Source organism: Amphritea atlantica, assembly GCA_024397875.1.
GTDB classification, from domain to species: domain Bacteria; phylum Pseudomonadota; class Gammaproteobacteria; order Pseudomonadales; family Balneatricaceae; genus Amphritea; species Amphritea atlantica_B.
The window spans coordinates 733197-745306 of the sequence record CP073344.1; the positions used below are offsets into that span (position 1 = coordinate 733197).

At 51.7% G+C, this 12110-nt stretch carries 9 protein-coding genes, 1 tRNA gene and 3 other RNA genes; 10 read left to right on the forward strand and 3 right to left on the reverse strand.

The window, feature by feature from the left end; translation table 11 throughout:
* Window positions 1-67 precede the first annotated feature (67 nt).
* Window positions 68-709: a class I SAM-dependent methyltransferase gene (locus KDX31_03295; protein ID UTW04057.1), complete on the reverse strand. Its 642-nt coding sequence runs from the start codon at window positions 707-709 to the stop codon at window positions 68-70.
* Between the two features lie 244 nt (window positions 710-953).
* Between KDX31_03295 and KDX31_03300 the strand changes: the two genes are divergently transcribed.
* The 10 genes from KDX31_03300 to KDX31_03345 all read left to right on the forward strand — a co-directional run bounded on the left by KDX31_03300 (window position 954) and on the right by KDX31_03345 (window position 9103).
* Window positions 954-1304, forward strand: coding sequence for a hypothetical protein (locus tag KDX31_03300; GenBank protein ID UTW04058.1), 351 nt, complete (start codon window positions 954-956; stop codon window positions 1302-1304).
* Between the two features lie 24 nt (window positions 1305-1328).
* Window positions 1329-2858 (forward strand): DNA recombination protein RmuC, encoded by a 1530-nt coding sequence (gene rmuC, locus KDX31_03305; protein ID UTW04059.1) that lies wholly within the window; start codon window positions 1329-1331, stop codon window positions 2856-2858.
* Window positions 2858-3517, forward strand: coding sequence for a gamma-glutamylcyclotransferase (locus tag KDX31_03310; protein UTW04060.1), 660 nt, complete (start codon window positions 2858-2860; stop codon window positions 3515-3517). The genes rmuC and KDX31_03310 overlap by 1 nt, the downstream gene beginning before the upstream one ends.
* Window positions 3518-4129: 612 nt before the next feature.
* Window positions 4130-5368 carry a cell division protein FtsA gene (ftsA, locus tag KDX31_03315; GenBank protein UTW04061.1) on the forward strand — a complete coding sequence of 413 codons (1239 nt, stop codon included), beginning with the start codon at window positions 4130-4132 and terminating at the stop codon, window positions 5366-5368.
* Between the two features lie 59 nt (window positions 5369-5427).
* A complete protein-coding gene (gene ftsZ, locus KDX31_03320; protein UTW04062.1) occupies window positions 5428-6633 on the forward strand; it encodes a cell division protein FtsZ in 1206 nt (401 codons plus the stop codon).
* 308 nt (window positions 6634-6941) lie between these two features.
* Window positions 6942-7029 (forward strand) — tRNA-Ser (locus tag KDX31_03325).
* Between the two features lie 47 nt (window positions 7030-7076).
* A non-coding RNA gene (locus tag KDX31_03330) (RtT sRNA) lies at window positions 7077-7206 on the forward strand.
* Between the two features lie 109 nt (window positions 7207-7315).
* Window positions 7316-7453, forward strand: a non-coding RNA gene (locus KDX31_03335) — RtT sRNA.
* 124 nt (window positions 7454-7577) lie between these two features.
* A non-coding RNA gene (locus KDX31_03340) (RtT sRNA) lies at window positions 7578-7701 on the forward strand.
* Window positions 7702-7852: 151 nt separating this feature from the next.
* Complete coding sequence (locus KDX31_03345; protein ID UTW04063.1) at window positions 7853-9103, forward strand: protein kinase; 1251 nt, start codon at window positions 7853-7855, stop codon at window positions 9101-9103.
* 327 nt (window positions 9104-9430) lie between these two features.
* Here KDX31_03345 and KDX31_03350 read toward each other — a convergent pair whose 3' ends face one another.
* Together KDX31_03350 and KDX31_03355 are read right to left on the reverse strand one after the other, a co-directional pair.
* The gene (locus tag KDX31_03350; protein ID UTW04064.1) at window positions 9431-10099 is read right to left on the reverse strand and encodes a spondin domain-containing protein; all 669 of its coding nucleotides are present in this window, start codon (window positions 10097-10099) and stop codon (window positions 9431-9433) included.
* Between the two features lie 407 nt (window positions 10100-10506).
* Entirely contained in the window at window positions 10507-11886 is a 1380-nt protein-coding gene (locus KDX31_03355; GenBank protein ID UTW04065.1) for a dihydrolipoyl dehydrogenase, read from the reverse strand.
* Window positions 11887-12110: the final 224 nt, after the last annotated feature.

Here is a 12110-nt window from a genome sequence, read left to right on the forward strand (position 1 = left end):
TGACGGTGTCCTGTCGACTACAGTTTAACGGAGTACATATCTGTCAGGCGCTTAGCCAGGATCATCTCTAGCGAATTTTGCGGACAACGTTGAGACCATCTCTGACGGTCAGGAAGACGTTTTCCACATCCGGGTCCTGAGCGATCACCCGGTTGGTTTCCACCAGAATATCGTCGATTTCCGATTCTGGCTGCACCACTTTGCCCGACCAGAGCACATTGTCCAGAATGATCAGTCCGCCGGGACGGGTCATCTCTTTTACCCGGTTGTAGTAGTTGAGATAGTTACGCTTATCGGCATCGATAAAGGTGAAGTCCAGTTCCAGGTCGAGGTTTTCGATGGTTTCCAGCGCCCGGCCAAAGATCACTTCAATTTTATGGCCGTGTTCGCTGCGGTCATAGAAAGTCTGAGCAAACTCTATCGCCCGGGGGTTGGTTTCACAGCAGATCAGCCGACCATCTTCGGGCATCCCTTCAGCGATAGACAGCGCTGAGTAACCGGTAAACATACCGATCTCCAGCGCTACCTTAGGCTGGTGGATCGCGCTCAGCAGTTTCAGGGTTCGGCCCACTAAACGTCCCGACAGTTTCTGAGGCCAGCCCATATTTTCGTTGGTTTTATCGATCAGTTCCTGCAGCAGGGGCGGCTCTTCACCGGTATGAATAAAGGCGTAATCTTCAATGGTCTCATCAACCAGATACTGGGTCATTCTGTTTCTCTCAACATCACGTGTCTGACCCGGACCGCCAGAGCGTTAACGCGGCCTGGTTCCGGGCGAATTTGGCATGGGATAATATCACTTTTGAGGCATATAAGGATAATCGCGTGTTACCTGGCGGATAATGCTGAACCGTGGCATTTTTTCGGCAGCATCCCGGTATATGCCATAGGTTGAGGATGAAAAATCCCTTACAATGGCCGTTCTTAAATATCTGTAATAGTGGAGTAACCCCTTGGAACCCCTGATTCTGTTTCTGTGTACCGGTTTTGTTTCTATGTCTGCCGCACTGAGTGCCGGACAGCTGAATAAGCTGGCTGATGCTGACAAGCCCGCATTTATGCAAAGTCGGAATGGCGCGGTTATGGTAATTCTGGCCGGTAATCTGGGAGCGCTGACGCTGATCGGTGCGCTGGCGTATGGTTTCCGCCTGCTGGAATGGTGGATACCTCTGAGCAGCGTTTTCCTCTCATTTCCGGCGATCTCAGTGGGTATTACTCAACGCCTGTTCGGTGACAAGGTGAATCTGTTTATCATGCTGCCACTGACCCTGGTGTCTATCGGTCTGCTATATCATTTCTGGTAAGCTTATTTTCTCTATCAATCAGGAATGACGATGACCTCTGCCCAACTGACTGAACTGTTGAGTACCCCCTTGATAACTGCAGCGACTGGCGTCGTACTGGGCCTGCTGTTGGGGCTGATCTGGTCGCAACTGACCAGACAGAAACTCAGTAGTCAGCACAACGCTCAGCTACAGCAATATGAGATGGAGCGGCAGAAACTTCAGGAGCAGCTCGAACGTTTACAGATTGATCAGACGATGGCGGGCGACAGATCTCAGTATCTGGAACAGGAGCTGCGATTAAACAGTGCCAGGGTACGGGAGCTGGAGCTGGATCAGGTGCGGCTGCAGCAGGTTGAGGCGCACAAGCATGAGCTGGATGACCAACTGGCAGAGCAGCAGGAACAGCTGGATAACCTGCAGCGCTTACTGAGTCAGCGTCAGGCGCGCATTGCCGAACTGGAAAGCCGTCTGGAAAGTGAACGGGAGTCACAGTCTGAGAAACTGCAGTTGTTGACCGAGGCGCGCGATCAGCTGAAAAGTGAGTTTCAGAATCTGGCCAATAAAATCTTTGAAGAGAAGTCGGCTAAATTTACCTCTGCAAATAAAGATTCTCTCGGCTCTTTGCTCACGCCGTTGCGTGATCAGTTGGGAGAGTTTAAGCGCAAGGTAGAGGATGTCTACGATAAGGAAGCCAAAGACCGTCGCTCCCTGTATGAGCAGATAACCCAACTGAAAGAGCTTAATCAGCAGATGAGTGCTGATGCGGTTAACCTGACCAATGCCCTCAAGGGTGAGAGCAAGACCCAGGGTAACTGGGGCGAAGTAATCCTCGAGCGGGTGCTGGAGCAGTCGGGACTGCGTAAAGGCTATGAGTATGAAACCCAGGTCTCTCTCAATGAAGAGGGGCAGCGCTATATGCCGGATGTCATTATCCGTCTGCCGGATAATAAAGACGTTATTGTCGATGCCAAGGTTTCGCTGAGTGCTTATGAGAAATACTGTTCTGCCGATCAGCCCGCAGTGCAGGAGCGCGCATTAGCCGGGCACCTGCAGTCGATCCGTGGTCATATCCGGGGGCTGAGTGATAAAGCGTATCAGAGCCTGGAAGGGGTACGTTCGCTTGATTTTGTGCTGATGTTTATCCCGGTGGAGGGGGCGTTTCTGTTAGCCCTGCAACAGGATAAAGAGTTATTCAGCTTTGCCTACGAGCGCAACATTATTCTGGTCAGTCCATCCACGTTGTTAGTCACTCTGCGTACCATCAATAATATCTGGCGTTATGAACGGCAGAATCGCTTTGCTCAGGAGATCGCCCGCCGTGGCGGAGAACTGCATGATAAGTTCGTAGGGTTTGTTGAGTCGGTGGAAGATATCGGACGTCACCTTGGCCGCACTCAGGCCGCCTATGAAACCGCTCACAAGCGACTCAGCAGTGGCAAGGGGAATCTGGTGAATCAGGCCGCGTCATTGCATAAGCTGGGGGTGAAGAATAAGAAGGAGCTGGATAAAAAACTGACGGATAATGCGTCAGAGTCAGACCCGGATGCTGAGCAGCTGGAGATTCTGGACTGATGATCTCCGTGGTTGGCTATGGTTCACTGTTATCAGAGCATTCTGCCCGTCAGACGGTGCCGGCACTCCAGAACTTCCGGCTGGTGCGGGTGCCCGGTTATCGACGTATTTTTAATAAAGTCGGCATTGTGTTTCTCAGCCGCCATGGGGCCGATGCGAAGAGTCTGCAACTGGCCTCCTGCTCGACCCAGCCTTGCGAGGGGAGTGAAATCATCTGCAGCCAGTTTGAGTGCTCTGCGGAAGATTTTGTCGAACTCTATGAACGCGAGCACCGGTTTCGCTGGATCGAAGTGGCAACTGTACCATTAGACCGGGCCCAGACACCGTGCGGGCCTTCTGTGGGGCGCATGTGTACCGGTTATGATGATCTGGAATACCGTCTCAATAAATGTATCACGCCGCAGGAGTATGAACTGCGGGTGGGACGTTACTATGCGGGGCCGATCTGGCGGGATGATATCCTGCCTTTTCCCCGCTATCTGGCTTTCTGCCTGCAGGCCTCGGCCTCGCAGGGTGGTGAGGTGCTGGATAACTTCCTCGACAGCAGCTACCTTGCCGATGGCCGGACATCAATCAGAACCTACCTGCAACAGACTCCGGAGTTACAGGACTGGCGCAATGTCGACACCGGTTATAACTACCGTTCCGATCAGCGCTGATTCCCGCGATTGTTTTCACATCAAAATATATACTCTAGTTGAATAAAATGACATCGGCATGTTTTTATGCCGTTTTTTAGTCAATATGGTCTTTTGATTTTTTGTGAAAAATCAAAAATGGTTTTTGAAATTTCTACAAATCATCAATATTAAATATTGAAAATTCTAAAAATCATCAAAATTAAATGTTGATATGTATATTTATATTCAAAATTAAATTTTGATATTTGTATATTTTTTGTACAAAAAAGTCGCGATATGTGATAAAAATAGAGGGGTAGTCAAAGAAGTGTTATATTTGCCGCAACGGCAGATGCGGCAGGGGATCTGTCGCTAAAGATGGCAAGAATTTGCCGATATAGATAAAAAGCTTCAAACGTTTACAGTTATTTTCCGCTAAAATGTTGTGTATTAAAGAAATACCCATTTTTAGCAATTATTTGGTTTATTTTTTGCTGTAGTTGTAAATAATATTACAGACAGTAAAAAAGAATGATTTTACCGGGTAAAAAGATCCGGGTTTGGTCAAATAACATTCAGGCCGGAATAAAAACAGCCGGCAAAATTCCCGTTTTCTCAGTTGAGAAACGGATAGCTAAAATGTGACTGGATATGGCAATGACGAGCAATATGATCGTGGCACTGGATATAGGCACCTCGAAAGTGGTGTGTCTGGTGGGCGAGGTTGGCCTGGATGGCACGATCGATATCGTTGGTATTGGTTCCCATGAGTCGCGGGGGCTGAAGCGGGGTGTGGTGGTGAATATCGAATCCACCGTGCACTCTATTCAGCGGGCGGTGGAAGAAGCCGAACTGATGGCGGGTTGTAAAATCCACTCGGTCACCGTAGGTGTCGCCGGCAGTCATATCAACAGCATGAATTCCCACGGTATCGTTGCCGTACGCGACGGTGAGGTGATGGAACATGATCTGGAACGGGTGATCGATGCTGCCCGGGCGGTGGCAATTCCCGCAGACCAGAAGATCCTGCATATTTTGCCGCAGGAATATGTCATCGATAACCAGGAAGGAATCCGCGAACCGCTGGGGATGTCCGGGGTACGACTGGAAGCTAAAGTGCATCTGGTGACCGGTGCGGTGAATGCTGTGCAGAATATTGAGAAATGCGTCAAACGCTGCGGCCTGGCGGTGGACAGTTCGGTGCTGGAACAGCTGGCATCCAGTTACGCGGTATTGACCGATGATGAGAAAGAGCTGGGTGTCTGTATGGTGGATATGGGTGGCGGCACCACCGATATCGCTATCTTTACCGGTGGTTCTATCCGACATACCGCGGTGATTCCGATCGCCGGAGACCAGGTGACTAACGATATTGCCATGGCGCTACGTACACCGACGCCTCATGCTGAAGAGATCAAGATTAAGTACGCCTGCGCACTGGCGCAGCTGGCCAGCGCAGAGGACACCATTAAGGTGCCCAGTGTCGGCGACCGTCCGGCCCGGGATCTGTCCCGTCAGGCGCTGGCTGAAGTGGTTGAACCCCGCTATGACGAACTGTTTACGCTGATACAGGCTGAGTTACGTCGCAGTGGTTTTGAAGATTTAGTGGCTGCCGGTATTGTACTCACCGGCGGCACTGCAAAGATGGAAGGGGCGGTAGAACTGGCGGAAGAGATCTTCCACATGCCGGTGCGACTGGCGTTGCCAAAAGGTGTGCGGGGCATGGGGGATATCCTCAACAGCCCAATCTATGCCACCGGCATCGGTCTGTTGCAATACGCCAAACAGGATAGCCATCAGCAGGGGGACGCTGTCCCGGTTGATGAGGATTTACCAGAGCGACCAAATGTTCTGAACCGGATGAAAGCCTGGTTTCAGGGGAATTTTTAGCACGTAAAAAAAGCAATACAACAGGTGCGGGTTGGGCACTGAACCTGGAGGAATGGGACATGTTTGAATTAGTTAATAACATAGCGCAAAACGCCGTCATTAAGGTGATTGGCGTAGGTGGTGGTGGCGGTAATGCCGTGCAGCACATGGTCTCATCGGATGTCGATGGGGTTGAATTTATCTGTGCCAATACCGACGCACAGGCACTCAACAATATGGGGTCGCGCAACGTCCTGCAACTGGGTGGCGAGATCACCAAGGGGCTGGGAGCAGGCGCCAATCCGGATATCGGTCGTGAGTCCGCACTGGAAGATCGTGATCAGATTATGGAGATGCTCAGCGGTGCGGATATGGTCTTCATTACCGCTGGAATGGGTGGCGGTACCGGTACCGGTGCTGCGCCAATCGTTGCGGAAGTCGCGAAAGAACTGGGTATCCTGACTGTAGCCGTGGTGACCAAGCCATTCCCGTTCGAAGGCAAAAAGCGGATGCTGATCGCCGATCAGGGAATCAAAGAGCTGTCAGAGCATGTTGACTCGCTGATTATCGTGCCCAACGAAAAACTGCTGCAGGTGCTGGGTAAAAACTGCACCCTGATGAAAGCGTTCGACGAAGCCAATGATGTCCTCAAAGGCGCGGTGCAGGGGATCTCTGATCTGATTATCCGTCCGGGTATGATCAACGTCGACTTTGCTGACGTGCGCACCGTTATGTCCGAGATGGGCACATCGATGATGGGCACCGGTTCGGCTCGCGGTGAGAACCGTGCCATTGAGGCGGCTGAAGCGGCGGTACGCAGCCCGCTGCTGGAAGATGTCGATCTGATGGGAGCCCGGGGTATTCTGGTGAATATCACGGCCGGTCTGGATCTGGGACTGGGTGAGTTCAGCGATGTCGGTCAGGTGATCGAAGAGTTTGCCTCCGATAGTGCGACCGTCGTGATCGGCACCGTTATCGATCCGGAGATGTCCGATGAGATTAAGGTAACTGTTGTCGCAACCGGGCTGGGCGGTGCTGAACAGCAGGATATCCGCGTGGTCAGCAATGCTGCATCCGTTGCCGGAGGTTCGCGTCGTGCTGCCAGCGCTGTCAGTGATTACAGCCAGCTTGAACTGCCAACCGTCATGCGTAACCGCAACGACTCTGTACGGGCACAGGATAACCCTGTGGTCGAACCGGAACCAGCTTCAGAGTCACGTAAAACAGGTACCGATGACATGGATTTCCTGGATATTCCAGCGTTTCTGCGTCGTCAGGCTGACTAAAAGGATTGCCCTGGGGATATGTCCCGTCCCCGACCTTTTTAAAGCCAGATTTCCCCCGTCTGTGGAGTAATCCCGGACGGGTTTTTCTTTTTTTAAGTCGCTGAAATCCCTGTCAGGTTAGCGTTTTAAGGGATTCCAAAAAAAGTCGCTAAAAACCGTCCCAGATGTTTGATTTCAGTCCTGAATTCCATTAAAGTACGCGGCCTCTGATATCGGCATCAGAGATAACGTCGATGTTTACGGCGACGGTAACCCACACGCAAACGTGTAGGTTATAAGTCTGAAAAGACAGCGTAAACAACATACGTGGTGAGGTGTCCGAGTGGCCGAAGGAGCACGCCTGGAAAGTGTGTATACCGCAAGGTATCGAGGGTTCGAATCCCTCCCTCACCGCCATTATTTAGAAGCCCAGCTCTTGCAGCTGGGCTTCGTCGTTTTAGCGAAGTAAATATTTGTCGGGAGGGTGAGATCTCTCGTGGGTTCGAGCCGAGCGCAGCGAGACCACATCGGAGCCTGCGACGATAGCCCGAAGGGCGAGGAGTGCAACGACGAGTAATCCCTCCCTCACCGCCATTATTTAGAAGCCCAGCTCTTGCAGCTGGGCTTCGTCGTTTTAGCGAAGTAAATATTTGTCGGGAGGGTGAGAGCCGAACGCAGTGAGACAACATCGGAGCTCGCGACGATGGCCCTGAAAGGGTGAACGTTTTCTGTGAATAGCCCTCGTGGGTTCGAGCCGAGCGCAGCGAGACCACATCGGAGCCTGCGACGATAGCCCGAAGGGCGAGGAGTGCAACGACGAGTAATCCCTCCCTCACCGCCATCTAATTCAAAACGAAAAAGCCTGGTCTAACGACTGGGCTTTTTTGTGTCTGGAATATGAGAGGGGAGGGTGAGAGCCGAACGCAGTGAGACAACATCGGAGCTTGCGACGATGGCCCTGAAAGGGTGAACGTTTTCTGTGAATAACCCTCGCGGGTTCGAGCCGAGCGAAGCGAGACCACATCGGAGCTTGCGACGATAGCCCGAAGGGCGAGGAGTGTAACGACGAGTAATCCTCCCTCACCGCCATCTAATTCAGAAGCGCAGCTCATGCCGCTGGGCTTCGTCGTTTAGTGAAACAGCTAAGCCCGAACATTATCCTCCATTCCCCTAGAGACCCCCTTATAACGCTTGTATACTAGCCGCAATTTTGTATCAGGCTCACCATGGGTTCACTATTTTGCATACACTTGCGCAATTAAAATCCGGCGAATTAGCGGGTATTCAGCATCTGAAATTGTCAGAAAATTTAACCACCTTCCCAGTGGAGATTTTGTCACTGGCGGATACTCTGGAAATTCTTGATCTGTCCCACAATCTGTTGGATTCATTGCCGGATGAACTGACGCAGCTGCACAAGCTTAAAATCATGTTTGCTTCAAACAACCGCTTTGAGACACTGCCAGAGGTGCTGGGTGAGTGCGCCAATCTGGAGATGGTGGGCTTTAAAGCGAATAAAATAAACCGGGTTCCGGAAAATGCATTACCGCCCAGATTACGCTGGCTGATCTTAACGGATAACCGGATTGAAACCCTGCCAGAGACTCTGGGTGAGCGGTCCCGGTTACAAAAGTTAGCATTAGCGGGTAATCGCTTAACCCATCTGCCACAGAGTATGGCTAAGTTAACAAATCTTGAGTTAGTGCGTATCTCTGCTAACCAGCTGAGAGAGTGCCCTGAGCAGCTGCTTGACCTGCCGAAACTAGCCTGGATTGCGTTCTCGGGTAATCCATTCAGTCGCTCAGACCTCAGGATTGAATCTGTTCCGTTAATACGCCCATCCAGCTTTGCCTTGCAGGAAGTGTTGGGGCAGGGGGCATCAGGTGTGATTTCAAAGGCGGTGTGGAATGAGGATCAAACCCGTTTTCCTGACGCTATTGCGGTGAAAGTGTTTAAAGGTGAGGTCACTTCTGATGGCTATCCGGAAGATGAACTGCACGCCTGTTTAAAGGCCGGAGACCATCCAAATCTGGTTCAGCCATTGGCGCAGGTGAATGAAAATGGCGATCTGGCGCTGGTCATGAACCTGATTCCACCTCACTATCGCAACTTAGGGTTGCCGCCATGCTTTCAGAGTTGTACCCGTGACAACTTCCCCGAGGGTGTTTCGTTATCCATCGAACAGATCGATAAAATTGTGCAGCAGATGGCGAGTGTCTTTACCCATCTGCATGACCAGCAAGTCTGTCATGGTGATCTGTATGCCCATAACACCCTGTTTGACGAACACGCCAATATTATTTTTGGCGACTTTGGAGCGGCAAGTATGTATCACATGCTAACAGAGGAGCAGCAGGAAAAGATCAGGCAGATTGAGCGGCGGGCTCTGCATCATTTTATAGATGATCTGTTGAGTATTTGTGTTGAAACTGATCAACCGAACCATAAATATAACCTCCTCAAACAGAAGGTCACGAGACTAGTGTCGTAGCAGGAATGCAGGAGTCATGATTGCTTTCGCCAGGCTTCTTTCTGGATAAATTTAAAACAATAAAGCCAGCTCTGATGACCCGATTTGTATGTGTCTGAAATATGAGGGGAGGGTGAGAGCCGAACGCAGTGAGACCACATTACGGATCTTTTCAAACCGAGGCGTTCGGGTTCGCTAGCGACATTTTCTGCAGCGCTTGCTCGGCTCGCAGAATTTGCCGCTAGCTGGTCCTCCTGCACCCGCTGTGTCTGCGTCAGTGCTCCTACTGGCATATCCTGAGCAGGGTACACGTAAAGAGAATAAAGCCTGGTGTGGGCTGAGCAGGATTCAGCCTTTGTGCTTTATCGTGATCATGGCCACCGGATTTCGCCAGTCATACAGCTCAGGCAGCAAATCTCCGATTCCCTGTATACCTGCACTGATATGCACATAGCCTTCACCGCTCACACCCGCAGAGACGCCTTCGCCACCACACACGGGGCCGGGTATGTTAGAACAAAGCTCATCATTCGGCTCGCTGCCAGCATCATAGGCCGGAGACCAATAAGTAACCGACTCACCGTCACCCGGCGCCTTCACCGATTGCAGCGCGATAAAACTGTCATTTGTCGGTATCAGCATCGCCGCAAGGGTGATGTTTCTGGCACCCGAACCGGCCGCGACCGTTACCGTGACGGATTCACCGGGCGTTAGCAGCGAACCAGAATCGGTGAAATCAATGACCTGTTTGTTGGCCTCCAGTAGCAGCATCAGGGGTTGCGTATCCCCCCCTTCGGCCAGTGTCGCCAGCGCTTCGCTGGCAGGCTCTCCAGCGGTAAACAAACTGAATGCGTGGTTTCTGTGGCTGGCCACCAGAATCGGTGTGAATGTCTGGCCACGGGTGATATTGGTGATCGTGACAGCGTACTCATTGTTGCTGTCTGCGAATGCCTGGGGCGTACTCAGAAGCATGGCGACGAACAACGCTGAGATTACTGTCCGAAATAAAACGTTCATTGCAGATCCTCCATAAGTTATCAGTTAAAGGATTACACTTTTTAAGGACTACAGTCTGGCTTCCGGATAGAAATTGATTACCACTCCCTGGCGAGTAGTCGATAGAGGTGCAATGAATAAATACTAGTAGACCACGCGTTTAACGCAATGGCCGGCACCACGGCCGATGATTCAGGCAGTCATGCTGATCTGCTCTGCCGGCAACGGCAATTGCCCTGCATCATCGGGGAACTGCAAGTGATGCAGAAGCAATAACCGGATCGCTGAACCTGCCGCGCTGGATGCATGACCCAGGAGTTATCGTATTCTCTGCTTCTGGGTCGGCACCGGAACGCGGGTTTTGTCTGCTGTGAGATTACTCTTCTGGTTGTCGGCCGCCAAAGCGGAGAAGCATTGAGTACTCCTGGTTATCGTTTTTTCAGGGCATCGATTAAGACATCGCGTAACAGTTCTTCAGCACTGGGGTGGTAGATGGGCATCTCCAGTACCTGATCGGCGGTCATGTGATGGGTGATGGCCAGTGCCAGTATATGTGCCAGGTGCTCAGCCTGATAACCGAGCATTTCCGCTCCAAGGATCTTGCCTGTGCGTGCGTCCAGATACACTTGAATGCGCCCATCGACTTTATTCCAGACGATATGCCGGGGACTATCAAAAGTCAGTTCGCCAATGACAATTTCCTGCTCTTGTAACTGTCGGTATGTCTGGCCAACGATTGCTATCTGAGGGTCGGTAAAATATATCATCAGCGGCGTTTTACGTTTGCTGTCCACTGTATTCGGGTAGTTCAGTGCATTATCGGCGGCTATGCGTCCCTCATCGAAGGCCTCATGCCAGACGGGTAAAATGTCGGTTGCATCGCCGGCAATGAAAATGGGATGACCGGGGTAGGTCAGGGTTTCAGGGTCGAACGGCATATCGCCGGACAGAGTGCATTCGACACCCGCGGCCTGAAGGTTCAGGCGATCTACATTCGGTACTCTGCCAGCGGCAACCAGTACCTGGTCGAACACCTTGGTCACTTTCTCGCCATTTGCCTGTTCATACTGGATCCAGGCTCCCTGCTCATCTTCCCATGTTTTCTCTATGGTTCCGCTGGGATAGATCTCCAGTTCTTTACTGAAGATCTGCAGGGTTTCCTGTTTCATAACCGGGTGTGTGAGACTGCCGATTGAGCCGGAGCGCCCATAGAGTGAGGTTTTAACCCCCAGACGATGGAGTGCCTGTCCGAGTTCCAGGGCAATGACACCCAGACCGATGACCGCAACGGAGCGCGGCAGATCTGTTATCTCGAAAATTGTATCGCTGGTAAGCACCCGCGAGATAATGGGTTGGAAGACATCATCAATCGCAGGCCTTGAGCCGCAGGCAAGAATGACTTTCTTAGCTCTGACTTCGGTATCCTGGCCGACAAGGAGGTGGCCCGGACCGATAAAGGTAGCCCTGCCTTCGATCTTGTGGTGTGCCGGGATTTTCTCCACATAACTCAGGTTACGCGCTACAAATCGATGGTCCCGCTCGCGGCGTAGTCGCTCCAGCACCTTCCGACCATCCACAGTGCCCGTTGTATTAATGCCGAAAAAACTGCTGGTTTCGATATGGTGAGCATACTCAGCAGCGGTGATCAGAAGCTTGCTCGGCATACAGCCTACCCGCGCGCAGGTGGTGCCATAGGGGCCATCCTGAATTATGACGAGGCTATCGGTCTGACGACTTATTCTGGAATAGGCCCCCAGGCCTGCGGTCCCGGCCCCGATGATTGCGTACTCAACGTCGATCTGTTTCATGCCTGGCTTGCTCCATTGATCCCGATTACCACGCAATGGGTGAGAATGGGGGTAACTTAGGTAAGCGGGGTTGTTGATTGGTTGGCAAATAAGCCGTACCAAACCCGCAGTGGTGAATAACGGTTAATCCTGCTCTGCTCTCAGGCCAGTTCTTTGTTGTTTGGCTACCTTGCTCAGATATCTGGAAAGTTAACCGTTATCAGTTAGAAAGCGATCTTAGCGTG

Coding starts and splice junctions, on each gene's coding strand:
- ftsA (UTW04061.1), top strand. CDS start 4,130: ATGGCAATGACGAGCAATATGATCGTGGCACTGGATATAGGCACCTCG.
- ftsZ (UTW04062.1), top strand. CDS start 5,428: ATGTTTGAATTAGTTAATAACATAGCGCAAAACGCCGTCATTAAGGTG.
- KDX31_03295 (UTW04057.1), bottom strand. CDS start 709: ATGACCCAGTATCTGGTTGATGAGACCATTGAAGATTACGCCTTTATT.
- rmuC (UTW04059.1), top strand. CDS start 1,329: ATGACGATGACCTCTGCCCAACTGACTGAACTGTTGAGTACCCCCTTG.
- KDX31_03350 (UTW04064.1), bottom strand. CDS start 10,099: ATGAACGTTTTATTTCGGACAGTAATCTCAGCGTTGTTCGTCGCCATG.
- KDX31_03355 (UTW04065.1), bottom strand. CDS start 11,886: ATGAAACAGATCGACGTTGAGTACGCAATCATCGGGGCCGGGACCGCA.
- KDX31_03310 (UTW04060.1), top strand. CDS start 2,858: ATGATCTCCGTGGTTGGCTATGGTTCACTGTTATCAGAGCATTCTGCC.